Genomic DNA, 13,901 nt, shown 5'->3' on the forward strand with positions numbered 1-13,901 from the left:
TTATAACTAGAACTGATTCATAGTGTAATTGGTCAGCACACAAGACTTTGACTCTTGTTGTTCAGGTTCGAGTCCTGATGAATCAACAAAAAATTGCTTCGATGGTGTAATGGTAGCATCTCAGTCTCCAAAACTGATGGTATTGGTTCGAGTCCAGTTCGTAGCGCAAGAAAGTGAATAGTCAATGGTGAATTTTGTTTCACAAGTGAATTTTAAAAATTGACCTTTCACAATTGACCTAATAATTAATAAAAATTTAGACAAAACAAAACATGTAGAAAAAATGGAAACGCAACAACAAACATGGCAGAACATGACGGGAAAAATTTTCCAACACTCTATCACACATTTGGTAGAAGAAGCCATCATCCGCGAACAGGCAAACGGGCACCGACTGAAAGTATGCGTGGGTTCAGACTCCCACGTTTACGGGGATGCCATTAATTATGCTACGGCAGTTGTCTTTATTCGTGAGGGAAAAGGAGCGTTTACCTTTATCAGAAAAGAAAGAGAAATACAGAGTATCAGTATCAAAGAGCGTATGCTGAACGAGGTGAACAAATCCGTGGAAATAGCCTATGCCATTTGCTCTATTCTGGAAACGTATGATGTGGAAATGGAGGTACACGCAGATATTAACACCGATCCGGATTTTAAATCCAACGTTGCTTTGAGAGACGCAATGGGATACATTCTGGGAATGGGATATGTGTTTAAAGCAAAACCTTACGCATTCGCAAGTTCAAATTGTGCTGATATGATGGTGTAAAATAGCTTGAAGCGGGATGATGGGAGATGGAAGCTTTTTGACAGTATGAATTTAACTTCCTTTATCTAGCTTCTAACATTCATCCAAAAAATAATTAAAATGTTTTTGTACGACAAAGTAATCGTCATAGATATCGAAGCCACGTGTTGGGATAAAGGACAAATCCCGGAAAATCAAAAAAGAGAAATCATTGAGATCGGAATTTGCAAACTCAATATGTCAGACGGAAGTATTGAAGAGAAAAGAAGTTATTTGATAAAACCTACACAATCGGAAGTCAGTAAATATTGTACTCAATTAACAGGAATTACTCCCGAAAAGTTGGAAAAAGAAGGAGTTTCTTTTAAAGAAGCCTGTTCAAATATCAAAAACAGATACAATTCCTTACGAAGAACATATGCGGGTTATGGCGGGTTCGACAAATCGATTATGGAAAGTCAATGTAAAGAATTTGATGTTAAATTTCCTTTCAGTGAAACTTATCTAGATTTGAAAGTATTAATAAGTTTGATGACCGGAGAAAAACCGATCGGACTTTTAAAAGAACTTAAAGCAAGGAATATCGAATTTGAAGGAAATAATCACAATGGTGCAGATGACGCTTTTAACACAGCGAAATTATTGTATCATGTTTTAAAAAAATAAAGCAATGGAACTCACAAAACGATTACTGTTTCTGGATGATATAAGATATCCGATTGAGGCATATCATTATACAAAACAAGATATTTTCCTTAGAAAAGATTGGCATATCGTTCGGAATTACGAGCAGTTTGTCAACAGGATTTTGGAAAAAGGACTTCCGGAAATGATTTCTTTTGACCACGACCTTGCTGATGAGCATTATTTGGAATCAAATTCTCAGGAATTTGTGGAAAAAACAGGTTACGATTGCGCAAAATGACTGGTAGAATATTGTATGGATAACTATTTAGATTTACCCAAATTCTATTGTCACTCAATGAATCCTGTTGGAAAGGAAAACATAGAAAGCCTTTTAAAGAATTTTAAAAATTTGTAATGGACATTTTTAGATTGATTCAAGATATAAAAACGCATTTGAAACTCAGCTTTGATGAGGTTGACAGATGGTTTGATAAAGATAATAAAATGTTGAATTATCAACCTTCAAATGGAGGTTGGACGGTTCAGCAGATTTTAGAACATATTTATCTTACGAACTTTTATTTGTTGATTCTTATTGAAAAAGGATCAAAAAAAGCAATGCGAAATTATCTGGATCTTGATTTAAATCTTGAAATAAAAAATTACAGTTTTAATCAGGAAAAGTTTGAAAAGATAGGTGAGTACGGCGCTTTTCAATGGATAAGACCAGAGCATATGGAGCCAAAAGGAGAATTGAATTTAACTGAAATCAGAAGTTTAGTTTCTCAGCAATATCATCAATGTCTACATTACTTGGACTTGATGAATAACGGCGAAGGTCTTCTCTGCAAAACGACAATGACAGTGAATGATTTAGGAAAAATCAATGTGTATGAATACATTTATTTCCTCTCACTTCATGCTCAAAGACACGTTACTCAGATGAAAAATAATGAATTAGAAGTGATTTGAGTATTGGATTGTCTTTTTTCAAACAGTGTTGAAACCTTACAGGTTTTCAAAACCTGTGAGGTTTTAAGTAAAAACAATTTAAAAATTAAAAAATGATTTTCAAAACATATAACTCTATAGAAAATGCTTACCAAACCCGCGTGATCGATCAGATCAGGATGCAGGGTTTTGGGGATGAGGTTTTCATCGTGCAGGAGAAAGTTCATGGTGCAAATTTCTCTTTCTTCACCGATGGAAAGAAAATTAAAATCGCAAAAAGAACCGCTTTCATCGAAAAAGATGAAAAATTCTTCAATGCACATCAGATTTTAGAACGTTACAGAAAAAATGTAATCGAAGTGTTCGAAAAAGTGAAAACGATGCATCCCGATATTGAAACCGTAGTGATTTACGGCGAATTGTTCGGAGGTGGTTACAAACATAAAGAAGTAGAACCTGTAAAAGATGCAATTAAAGTTCAAAAAGGTGTTGAATATGCACCTCATAACGAATTTTATGCATTCGATATTAAGTTAAATGGAACTACTTATTTGGATACAGATTTGGTCAACCAAATTTTTGAAGAAACCGGATTTTTCTATGCAAAAATCTTATTTCAAGGAACTTTAGATGAAGCTTTAAATTATATGAATGTTTTCGATTCTAAAATTCCGGCTTGGTTGGGATTACCTGAAATTGAGAACAATATGTGTGAAGGAACGATTATCAAAACTTTGAAAACCAAATATTTTGGAAACGGCTCAAGAGTTATTTTGAAAAATAAAAATGAGAAATGGGTCGAAAAGTCTAAAGTGGTGAGAAAACAGAATAAATCGGTTCAGAAACCAATTAACTTTAGCGAAAAAGCTCAGAATATTTGGGAAGAAATCCAAAAATATGCAACTGTAAACAGATTGAATAATATGGTCAGCAAAATTGGAGAATTCGAACCCAAAATGATTGGAAAAGTAATCGGTCTTTTTGCTCAGGATATTTTAGAAGATTTTGAAAAAGATTTTCCGGAAGTTTTCACAACCATAGAAAAAGAAGAACAAAAAAGAATCAACAAAAAATTGAATTCTTTAGTGATTGATGTTGTAAAAGAAGAACTAATTTCAGCAAAAGTGTAGTTTGGGTAAGTTACCGATGAATGAAAATTTTTGCGTTAAAACAGATTAAAAATGAAAAAGATAAGTACATTATTCAAAAAAGATATACATAATTTAGGAAGAGTTATTAACGAAATTAATCCTGAAAACAAATGGGTTTTTGACGGAAAAGCTGTTGCTACGCAAAAGTTTGATGGTTCTGCATGTGCAGTAATCAACGGTAAATTATACAAAAGATACGATGCCAAGAAAGGTAAAACGGTTCCTGAAGGTGCAATTCCGTGCCAGGAAGCGGATCTTATTACCGGTCATCATCCGCATTGGGTAGAATGTGACAGTACTAAAAAAGACGATCAATACTTCTGGGAAGGCTTCAATGCTTTGGCTGAATCGGGCAAGGTAGAAGACGGTACTTACGAACTTATCGGTGAGAAAGTACAAGGAAATCCCGAAAATATTAAAGGTCATTTATTGGTAAAACACGGGCATAATATTCTTAGTTTGGAAAGTTTGGATTTTGAATTTATCAAGAACTTTTTGAGCAATCCCGAGAATAATATGGAAGGTATCGTTTTCCATCATATCGCTGATCATCGTATGTGCAAGATCAGAAAGTCTGACTTTGGTGTGCGAAGAAAAGCGTTAAAAGAACTTATTGTTTAAAATAAAGATTAGGTTTCGGTAATTCATTTTATCGAAACTTTTTTACTTGTTAAATTGAATCATAAAAGCTAAAATATTATTATTTAAACGCTCTGTTTGTCATTCCGTAGGAATCTAGGCAAAGTTTAGCAGAAATAAAAAAATATGCGCTTAGATTCCTACGGAATGACAAACTAAGTGTGATAAGATTTTATGATAATAAAAAAAAGAAATGTTACAAGCAGAAATAAAAAGTCTTTTAAAAGAAGACATCAGCATATTAATAAAAGTACCCAATTCAGCAAAGCATTATTTGTGTGATTGCGGTGAAGCGAGTTTACTCACGGTGAAAGAAATTCAATCTGTGTCTGCGATGTTCATCAGTCATACTCACATTGATCATTTTTCAAATTTTGATGGAATTTTCAGACATCAGATCGGAAGCGGTGAAAAAATCGTGATTTGCGGACCGAAAAATATTCACCAACAAATTGAAGCCAGATTAAAATCTTACACTTGGAATTTAATTGATGAAAATGCGATTGAATATGAGATTAGAGAAATTGTTTCAAAAGAAGAAATTAATGTTTATCAACTTCATCCCCCACACTGGAAACTTGAATTGATAAAAACTCAGAATTTCCTTTTTGAAGATGAATATGTAGATGTTGACTTCGCAATTCTCAATCACAAAACAGATTCCATTGCTTATTTATTTAGGGAAAAAGATTCAGTGTCTTTCAATGAAAGCGGTTCCGAATTCAAAAAAGGAAAATGGATAAGCGAATTGAAGAAAGCTTATGAAAATAACGATTCCGACAAAGAAATTCAGATTGAAGAAACGGTTTACAAAGCTTCAGATTTATTTTATTTACTGACAAAAAATGCAGGCTATAAACTAGGTGTTATTATGGATCATGCTGTTTGTAAAGACAATTATGAAAAAATTAAAACGGTTTTCAAAGAAGCGGATATGGTTTACATCGAAACATTTTATAAAGATGAAGATCAGGAATTTGCAAAGCTGAATTATCACAGTTTTGCGTCTGCATCCGGAAAAATCATGAATGAATGTGAGGTGAAAGAAGCAATCCCAATTCATTTTTCAAGAAGATATGTCGAAAGCGATAAACTGGAAATTGAAGCGACTTTTTATAAAGCGTTTCGAGGAAATTAATTAAAAATATTTATTAAACTAAAATTAAAAAACTAAAAATAATCATGCAATTTAAAATACCTTTTCATTTTGATATGGAAACGGCTGATCCTGATGATTCTATGACGCTGGCTATTTTGGCAACGCATCCGAAGGTTCATCTGGCAAGCGTTTCGATACATCCGGGAGGAAAAGATCAGATAGGTTTTGTAAGACGTGTCTTGCAAATTCTGGACAGGGAAGATGTCCGCATTGGAGCCGGAACTCCAAAATCTTCAGCAAGCCGTGTTTCGGGTTTTTACCGAAGCTGGGTTGGAAAATTTGAGGACTCGGAAGCAGATGATACCGCAGCAAATATTATGACTGAAACACTTCGTCAATTTCCCGATTGTACTCTATTGACAGGAGCAGCACTTACAAACCCTCATGCTTTGTGGCAAACCGGAGTTTTCTTCGATCGTTGGTTTTGTCAAGGCGGTTTTGCAGGAGATAATATTGTTCCAAAAGAAAATCGATTGGAAAAATTTGACGGGAAGCTTACCTGTGCGACATTCAACCTGAATGGAAATCCATTGGCTGCCGAAAAGTTGCTATCAATACCAATGACTGAAAGACGATTGATCAGTAAAAATGTATGTCATGCTGCGGTTTTTACGAAAAAAGATACAGAAATGTTGATTCCGTTTCAAAATGACAATAAAGGATTGAAGTTGTTTCTTAAAGCAGTGGAGCTCAAAGAAAAGGCACTTCACGACACTGTGGCAGCTTTATTGGCGATAGATCCTTCAAAGGCAGTTTGGGCGGAAGTTATTCCTTACAGACAACGTGGTGAGTGGGGTTCTAAGGAAGTACAGGAGAATTCCGGACAGAATTCATCACTGATTACAACTCACATTCCGGATTTAAAAGATTTGTGGATGGTGATTACACCTTAACGAATTAATATTTATTAAACTAAAACTGCAAAAAAGTTATTAATTATGCGTGTAGTTGTCATTCAGAACGTAACGAAGTGGAGTGAAGAATCTCCAAAAAGTTATATTCAGATTCTTTGAACTTCGTTCGCATCCCTTCAGGCTGTGTCAGAATGACAACATCATGAAAAATCAGAACTTTTTACAGTTAAAAAAACAATTAAAAAATGAAACCAAATATATTTTTCACAGCAGACCACCATTTTGGTCACGAAAATATTATAAAATTTTCCGAAAGACCTTTTGAGTCTTTGGAACACATGAATGAAGAGCTCATCAAAAGATGGAATGAAAGGATCGGCAAGGATGATATTGTCTACCATTTAGGCGATGTAAGTTTAGGAAAACCGGATGTCACAAAAGATATTTTGGATAAATTGAATGGTAAAATTCATTTAATAAAAGGTAATCACGAATATTCTGCACTCAGAGTTCCAGACAGATTTGAATGGATTAAAGATTATCATGAACTGTATATAGAAGATGAAGAGGCGGCTGCTCGTAAACAGAAAATTATTCTTTTTCATTATGCCATGAGAACCTGGAACGGTTCGCATCGAGGAGTTTGGCAACTTTACGGTCATTCACACGGAACATTACCCGATGATGAAATGGCTCTGAGCTTCGATGTCGGCGTAGATTGTCATAATTTTTACCCGGTTTCTTACGAAGAAGTCAAGGAAATCATGAAAAAGAAAAAATGGACGCCACCGTTTGCGCCAAGAAATTAAAAATTGCTCCCTTCGGGGAGTTTTTTGAAATTATTTTTTAACTGCGTAAATAGAATGCGCACTGACTATTGTAACTTTGCACAACTTTATCAGTTAAAATAATTCTTCTTTTGGGTATTTCTTCCCGCTTCTTCTCCCACATTAGAAAACAAATGCAGATGAATGAAAAATGAATAGAATAAAAATGTAAAAATGAAAACAACAAACGAAATCGTAATTATCGATTTGGAAGCCACATGTTGGGAAAATGATAAAATTCCCAGAGGACAAAAAACCGATATTATAGAAATAGGAATTTGCGAATTGAACAGAACAACACAAGCAATTTCCAAGAAACAAAGCATTTATGTAATTCCCGAAAGGTCTAAAATTAATAAATTTTGTACAAATCTCACGGGAATTACCCCGCAATTAATTGAAGAAAAAGGAATTTATTTTGAAGAAGCCTGTGAAAAAATAAGAGATGAATATCATTCAGCTCAGCTTACTTGGGCAGGTTTTGGAAACTTTGATAAAGAGCAAATCGTAGAACAATGCGATTATCTCGGAATTGAAAATCCTTTTTCCGAAAATTATATCAATGTGATGTATCAATTCAAAAATTACATCGGGCATTATAAAATGATGGGCTTAAAAAGAGCCCTGAATTATATGAACATGGATTTTGAAGGCAGTCATCATAGCGGAGCAGACGATGCTTACAACGCCGCCAAAATTTTGAGGGAAATTTTGAGGTAATAATTTGGTCAGGAAGATAGATGATGGAAGCGGGAAGTTTTTGCAGTGCGAAATTTACTTCCAGCCTCCAGCTTCAAACTTCCAGCTTCAAATATTAAATTTTTTAAACAAATGAAAACAACAGATAAAATATTAATTATAGACCTCGAAGCTACGTGTTGGAATGACCGACCGCCGAGAGGTCAGGAAAGTGAAATCATAGAAATCGGGGTTTGCATTATGGATGCAAAAACCGGTAAGATTTCACAAAATGAGGGGATTTTAGTAAAACCTCAATTTTCAAAAGTGAGTCCGTTTTGTACGGAACTGACTTCCATCACACAACAAATGCTTGATGATGAAGGCGTTTTGTTAGAAGACGCATTAGATATTCTAAGAGTAGAATACGATTCTGAAGATCTGACCTGGGCAAGCTATGGAAACTACGATTTGAATATGCTTCAAAATCAGGCAAGAAGATTCAATATCGATTATCCTTTAAGTGACGATCATATTAACGTGAAAACTTTGTTCGGAGAATTGCATCCGACAGTTCGTAAAAGTGTCGGGATGGCAAGAGCTTTAGGAGAACTGAATCTCAAACTTGAAGGTACGCATCACAGAGGTGTGGATGATGCTAAGAATATTGCTAAAATTTTGCATTGGTGCTTGCAACGATAATGTAATAATTTAGTAATTTAAAAATGTAATAATGACTTCCTTTTGAAGAGGAAGTTTTTTTATTTTCCAATCCTGTCATTGCGAGGAGAGAAGCGACGAAGCAATCTATTATTTACACTGAGATTGCTTCACTTTCAGTTCGCAATGACAAAAGAAAATTAATAAAAATAAAAAAAACAGCGCAAAATCATTGCGCAATTCTGTTTTTACTTTGCATCATCAAAATAAAACAACACTAAAATTTTGAAAAACAGATTTTAGTCAAAATATCAGGCAGGTCTTGTTGGGTGTTTCTGTATAGCACTATTGCAGAAGAATTTGTTGAGAAACATGATTTCGTTCTGTTCAGCTTAACCTGAAGGTTTCGAGGTTTTCCAAAAATCTCGTCCGACTCTATTGGTTGAAGGTTCGAATCCTTCTATCTGTTGAAAAGGGATATAGTTCAAATGGTAGAACAGTAGATTTATGCGTGGGTTCGAATCCCACTCTCGTTATGCACGGGATAGCTCAGTTTGGTCAGAGCACTACACTTCTAATGTAGGTTGAAAATAGACTCAAAATCTATTTTTTTATTAGAGTTTTGAATATTCTCATTAAAAATGTTCATGGAAAAGTCTGGGATTTTTTTCAGTTGTTGAATCAACATTTTGAAAAAGCCTGTAAGAAAAGATATTTTCTGAGATGAAATGGAGACGAAGAATCAATAATTCTTGGATGAATTTCTAAAAAGGACGATCGTCTGCGTGAGCGATGGTAACGGATACCCCGCAGTGAAGAGCGAAAGCGATGAACGAGGAGTAGGAGTGAACGTAGCGACCCGAGCTGTTGGAAAAGCCAATGCAAGGGACACGCCCAAGATCTGAACATTTAGAAATAATTTTGAAAATAAGATTCCGAACTCAATGAATTTTTCTGAAATCCTTTACTTCCGCCATTTTTTGGAAGAAAGAATCTCGGTTTTTCCTTTTTAATTGAAATTAATAACCATTTAAAATAAAAAATGATGATAAAGAATGTACAAATTAAAGCGTATGAAACAGGTTTGGTTTTCAGAAACGGAAACCTGATTGAGATTTTAAGAGAAGGTAATTTCTGGATGTTTGGAAACAAATCTGTGGAAATTTATGATATGAAATCTTTGTTTAAATCGGATACTGATCTTAATCTTTTATTGAAAAATGAAAGCCTGAAATCTCTATTGGAAATCGTTGAAGTAAAAGACGGTGAAATCGTTCTGGTGTACGAAAACGGAATTTTCAAAGAAGTTCTGAGTGTTGGTCAATACGCTTTCTGGAAAGGAATTTTGAACAGAGAGTTTCAAAAAATCGACTTAACGAAAGTTGAGATTCCGCAAGAAATTTCCAAGACAGTTTTGGAAAATATGAAAGTAAAAAGTTTGGTAAGAAAGTTTGTAGTGCCATCTCACTATAAAGGTTTGCTATTAATTGACGGAAAATTGAGTCAGGTTTTAGAAAGTGGTATTTACTCTTTCTGGAATAATGAATCTTCTATTGAAATTAAAATCGTAGATCCAAACTATGAAATAAAATCACAGTTCGGATCCCATGAAAACGCAACTGTTTTGATAAAATCTGAACCGATTAAAGATTTTTTGAAAATTATAGAGGTGAAAGACGGGGAAATCATCTTGCTATATGAAAACGGAAGTTTAAAAGATGTATTAAACGTAGGTCAGTATGCATTTTGGGTAGATATTATAGACCGAGAATTTGAAAGAGTGAATTTGATGAAGGTTGAGATTACAGAAGATATTTCGAAGACGATCTTGGAAAATGTTAGATTGAGAAATTATGTAAGAAAATTTATTGTTTCCAATCAACATAAAGGATTACTGTTAATTGACGGAAAATTAATAAAAACTCTTGAAGCCGGAACCTACTACTTCTGGAATAACGAAATTTCCATCGATGTAAAATCTGTTTATGTAAGAATGCAGCAAATGGAAATTGCAGGGCAGGAATTGTTGACGAAAGATAAAGCGATGCTTCGTATCAATTTCTATGTACGTTTTCAGGTTGAAAACATCGAAAAAGCATTGATGGAAAATAAAGAATACGATAAGCAATTGTATATTCTGATGCAACTGGCTTTGCGTGAATTCGTTGGAGCATTGACGTTGGATGAATTGCTTGTAAAAAAAGATTCTGTAGGAAAAGAAATCCTCGAAAATCTTGGAAATAAAGCTGAAGAATTAGGTTTGAAAGCTTCCGATGCAGGAATCAGAGACGTGATCTTGACAGGTGAAATGAAGGAAATCATGAATCAGGTTTTGATCGCCGAGAAAAAAGCTCAGGCAAACAGCATTATGAGACGTGAAGAAACCGCTTCCACAAGAAGTTTGCTGAACACAGCGAAATTAATGGAAGAAAACGAAGTGCTTTGGAAGCTGAAAGAAATGGAATACATGGAGAAAATCGCCGATAAAATTGGAGATATCACCGTTTCAGGGAACAGCAACATCGTTTCTCAATTGAAAGAAATCTTCACAAAATAGAAACTAATAACTATCATTATAGAGATGGGTTTTGCAAAAGCAAAGCCTGTCTTGTTTTTAAATTAAAAGAGTCCCGAAGGGACGATTTACCATAGAATCGGATGGTAATCCGATTAATTAATCAAATGATGTGCAACAGAAATCTGATCTAATTTGAGATCAGATTTTATTTTTCACCAGCCATTTCTCATAAGAAAGCACACCCAATTCCGGTTTTCCTTCTCCTTCCAAAACTGCGATAAATTCCAGTTGATTTCCATCCGGATCATTAAAATAAATTGCTAAAGCGGGCATCCACCCGAAAACCATTGGCTGAAAGCTTCCGTCTTTCAAAAAATTATATGGTTTTAAATTTTTATTGTTCAAAAATTCAACGGAATAATTTAAAATATCTTCTTTATCGGCTGTAAAAGCGAAATGTCTGGTCTGCAAATTTTCTTTCTGTTCCCACAAACCCAACATTGATTCTTTGTTTTTTCCAATCCATAAAAATGCAATCGGACGGGTTTCATCTTTGTGAGCAAATTCCAATCCCAATACTTTTGTGTAAAATTCTATTGCGTTTTCCAAGTTGCTTACCTGAACATGAGTTTCATATAATCCTTTAATCATAGTTTAAAATTTTAATGAGACAAAGCTAAACAACGGATTTTTAAAAACTCCTAATGAGTAATTTCCTTATTTAAAATGAATAATAGACAAATTGTATTTGGGTACTGGTTGATGGTTGTTGGTTTAGCGGTATGTTTGTCATTCAGAGCGGAACGGAGTGGAGCGTGGAATCTCTGCCATTAAAAAATAATTTAGATTTCTACGGAATGACAAACTTTGTGAATATTTTTTTTACATTCTTCATCACCATGTTTTTCTTAAAGATAACATAACAAAAATTTTTATCGCAGATAAAAATCCTTGCGCCTTAAAAACAGCATCAAAAAAAGAAAAACTTAGCGCCTTTGCGATTTTCCAACAAAAAAATAAAACTTTTTCACAAAATTTTCACTACGCAAAAACATTGCGTAAAATCCTCCTTACTTTGCATCAGAAATCAGAGAGGAAGTGATAATCCTCCAAAATGTTTAACTAAAAAACAGTAACCATGAAATTTAATTTTTTAAGAAAAGAGAATAAAGTAGTAACGAACTACGAAGGTGCAAAGGCTTACACTATGACGCCTGCAGAAGAATTGTACAGTGCTGTTGTTACAACAGGATTATCAAACGCAACTTATGAAAAAGGAAATGACAGATTGGCGAGAATCCAGTCTCTGATTCAGAAAAACGACCCTGAGTTTGTTGCAAAACTGGCGGTTTATGTAAGAAAAGATATGTATTTGCGCTCGATTCCATTGGTTTTGACAACCGAATTGGCAAAACAGACTTCAGGTACAGACTTGGTAAGCAGAACTGTTGACGGAGTCATCCAAAGAGCAGATGAAATAACAGAACTATTGGCATATTACCAATTGGCAAACGAAAGAACAGATTTGAAAAAATTGAATAAACTTTCAAAACAAATCCAAAAAGGTCTGGTAAAATCATTCAATAAATTTGATGAATACCAGTTCGCAAAATACAATAGAAAAGCGGAAGTAACTTTGAAAGATGCTTTGTTTTTAGTTCACCCGAAAGCAAAAGATGAAAATCAACAAGCCATTTTCAACAAAATTGTCAACGATTCGTTAGAAACTCCGTATACTTGGGAAGTTGAACTTTCGGTTTTAGGTCAGACAAAATTTGCCGATGATGCAGAAAGAAAATTAGCTTTCAAAAACAAATGGGAAGAACTGATTTTCAGCAACAAATTGGGTTATATGGCGACTTTGCGAAATCTTAGAAATATTTTGGAAGCCAACGTTTCTCCGGAAGCGATGAACAAGGTGTGCAATTATTTGTCGGATGAAAAAGCCGTGAGAAATTCAAAACAATTGCCATTCAGATTTTTGTCGGCGTATAGAGAATTGAAAACGATCGATTCGCCTTATTTATCATCAATCTTGGAAGCATTGGAAGATGCGGTAATGGTGAGTGCAAAAAACATCAAAGGTTTTGGTTTCGATACTTCGGTGGTGATCGCGGCAGACGTATCCGGTTCGATGCAACATCCAGTTTCTCCGAAATCTAAAGTATTGTTATATGATATCGGTTTGCTGATGTCGATGATGCTGCAGTCACAATGCAAAAACGTGATTACAGGTATGTTCGGTGACACCTGGAAGAGAGTTCCGATGCCTAAAAACGGTATTCTGACGAACGTAGATGCATTCTATAAAAGAGAAGGTGAAGTTGGTTATTCCACAAACGGTTATCTGGTGATTGATGATTTGATCAGAAGAAACGAAAAAGTGGACAAAGTAATGTTGTTTACAGATACTCAGCTTTGGGATAGCAACGGTGGTAGAAATTCTTTCGAAAATTCGTGGAATCAATACAAAAGTTTCAACCCGGATGCAAAATTGTATATTTTTGATTTGGCAGGTTACGGAAGACAACCATTAGATGTCAGAAAAAATGATGTATATCTTATCGCAGGTTGGTCCGACAAAATTTTCGATGTACTTAATGCTTTGGAAGACCGAAAATCAGCGGTAGCAATGATAAAAAAAGTAGTGCTGTAAAGGGCACTGCTTTAGATATTAGATGAAAAATGAAAGTTATAAATATATATCCGATTTTATCAGACCTAAATTGTATAGATAAAGATACTGTTAGGTTTGAATTCTCATCTAATCAGATGCAATTAAATAATTTTGTTGTAACAATTTTTGGCTTTAAATCTGATGATTTGAAAAGTTTAGTTGAACTAATAAAAAAATATTATCTTAATAAGCAAACTGTACTTCTAGAAGAAGATAATTGTATTGAAATTTTGTCAGGAGATATTGATGAAAGCCCAGATTGGGGAGATTGGAGTACTTTTTTTGCCCCATTTGATTTTGAAAAATATGAGACAAATTTTACTAAGAAAAAATAATTAGTGAAAAATAACCGATGCTGTAAGAAAAGAATTCCTTCGATTTCCACTTGAACAAGAGTCTTTTCGCTGGATTG

At 34.4% G+C, this 13,901-nt stretch carries 15 protein-coding genes and 3 tRNA genes; 17 read left to right on the plus strand and 1 reads right to left on the minus strand.

Annotated elements, in window-relative coordinates:
- Window positions 1-13: 13 nt before the first annotated feature.
- From BUA89_RS11680 to BUA89_RS11750, 15 genes are all read left to right on the plus strand, one after another.
- A tRNA-Gln gene (locus BUA89_RS11680) sits at window positions 14-86 on the plus strand.
- 9 nt (window positions 87-95) lie between these two features.
- Window positions 96-166, plus strand: a tRNA-Trp gene (locus BUA89_RS11685).
- Between the two features lie 117 nt (window positions 167-283).
- On the plus strand, window positions 284-769 hold the full coding sequence (locus BUA89_RS11690) for a ribonuclease H-like YkuK family protein (protein WP_072957705.1): 486 nt from the start codon (window positions 284-286) through the stop codon (window positions 767-769).
- A gap of 99 nt (window positions 770-868) precedes the next feature.
- Entirely contained in the window at window positions 869-1,414 is a 546-nt protein-coding gene (locus tag BUA89_RS11695) for a 3'-5' exonuclease (RefSeq protein ID WP_083531666.1), read from the plus strand.
- Window positions 1,415-1,418: 4 nt separating this feature from the next.
- Window positions 1,419-1,673 carry a cyclic-phosphate processing receiver domain-containing protein gene (locus tag BUA89_RS11700; RefSeq protein ID WP_378127543.1) on the plus strand — a complete coding sequence of 85 codons (255 nt, stop codon included), beginning with the start codon at window positions 1,419-1,421 and terminating at the stop codon, window positions 1,671-1,673.
- Between the two features lie 116 nt (window positions 1,674-1,789).
- The gene (locus BUA89_RS11705; RefSeq protein WP_072957708.1) at window positions 1,790-2,347 is read left to right on the plus strand and encodes a DinB family protein; all 558 of its coding nucleotides are present in this window, start codon (window positions 1,790-1,792) and stop codon (window positions 2,345-2,347) included.
- Between the two features lie 92 nt (window positions 2,348-2,439).
- A complete protein-coding gene (locus BUA89_RS11710) occupies window positions 2,440-3,456 on the plus strand; it encodes an RNA ligase, Rnl2 family (RefSeq protein WP_072957711.1) in 1,017 nt (338 codons plus the stop codon).
- A gap of 51 nt (window positions 3,457-3,507) precedes the next feature.
- Window positions 3,508-4,098 carry an RNA ligase 1 family protein gene (locus BUA89_RS11715; protein ID WP_072957714.1) on the plus strand — a complete coding sequence of 197 codons (591 nt, stop codon included), beginning with the start codon at window positions 3,508-3,510 and terminating at the stop codon, window positions 4,096-4,098.
- Between the two features lie 211 nt (window positions 4,099-4,309).
- The gene (locus tag BUA89_RS11720; RefSeq protein ID WP_072957717.1) at window positions 4,310-5,254 is read left to right on the plus strand and encodes an MBL fold metallo-hydrolase; all 945 of its coding nucleotides are present in this window, start codon (window positions 4,310-4,312) and stop codon (window positions 5,252-5,254) included.
- 44 nt (window positions 5,255-5,298) lie between these two features.
- The gene (locus BUA89_RS11725; protein ID WP_072957721.1) at window positions 5,299-6,168 is read left to right on the plus strand and encodes a nucleoside hydrolase; all 870 of its coding nucleotides are present in this window, start codon (window positions 5,299-5,301) and stop codon (window positions 6,166-6,168) included.
- A gap of 206 nt (window positions 6,169-6,374) precedes the next feature.
- On the plus strand, window positions 6,375-6,938 hold the full coding sequence (locus BUA89_RS11730; protein ID WP_072957724.1) for a metallophosphoesterase family protein: 564 nt from the start codon (window positions 6,375-6,377) through the stop codon (window positions 6,936-6,938).
- Between the two features lie 192 nt (window positions 6,939-7,130).
- Window positions 7,131-7,676 carry a 3'-5' exonuclease gene (locus BUA89_RS11735; protein WP_072957726.1) on the plus strand — a complete coding sequence of 182 codons (546 nt, stop codon included), beginning with the start codon at window positions 7,131-7,133 and terminating at the stop codon, window positions 7,674-7,676.
- Window positions 7,677-7,787: 111 nt separating this feature from the next.
- Complete coding sequence (locus BUA89_RS11740) at window positions 7,788-8,336, plus strand: 3'-5' exonuclease (RefSeq protein ID WP_072957978.1); 549 nt, start codon at window positions 7,788-7,790, stop codon at window positions 8,334-8,336.
- A gap of 431 nt (window positions 8,337-8,767) precedes the next feature.
- Window positions 8,768-8,830: transfer RNA gene (locus tag BUA89_RS11745), tRNA-OTHER, on the plus strand.
- A gap of 506 nt (window positions 8,831-9,336) precedes the next feature.
- The gene (locus BUA89_RS11750; RefSeq protein ID WP_228420557.1) at window positions 9,337-10,851 is read left to right on the plus strand and encodes a slipin family protein; all 1,515 of its coding nucleotides are present in this window, start codon (window positions 9,337-9,339) and stop codon (window positions 10,849-10,851) included.
- 159 nt (window positions 10,852-11,010) lie between these two features.
- Here BUA89_RS11750 and BUA89_RS11755 read toward each other — a convergent pair whose 3' ends face one another.
- The gene (locus BUA89_RS11755; protein ID WP_072957729.1) at window positions 11,011-11,463 is read right to left on the minus strand and encodes a VOC family protein; all 453 of its coding nucleotides are present in this window, start codon (window positions 11,461-11,463) and stop codon (window positions 11,011-11,013) included.
- A gap of 487 nt (window positions 11,464-11,950) precedes the next feature.
- Here BUA89_RS11755 and BUA89_RS11760 point away from each other — a divergent pair, with 487 nt between their 5' ends.
- Window positions 11,951-13,468: a TROVE domain-containing protein gene (locus BUA89_RS11760; RefSeq protein WP_072957732.1), complete on the plus strand. Its 1,518-nt coding sequence runs from the start codon at window positions 11,951-11,953 to the stop codon at window positions 13,466-13,468.
- A 29-nt stretch (window positions 13,469-13,497) separates the two neighbouring features.
- Window positions 13,498-13,824 carry a hypothetical protein gene (locus tag BUA89_RS11765; RefSeq protein WP_072957735.1) on the plus strand — a complete coding sequence of 109 codons (327 nt, stop codon included), beginning with the start codon at window positions 13,498-13,500 and terminating at the stop codon, window positions 13,822-13,824.
- Window positions 13,825-13,901: the final 77 nt, after the last annotated feature.

The organism is Chryseobacterium arachidis (genome assembly GCF_900129245.1).
Lineage (GTDB): Bacteria > Bacteroidota > Bacteroidia > Flavobacteriales > Weeksellaceae > Chryseobacterium > Chryseobacterium arachidis.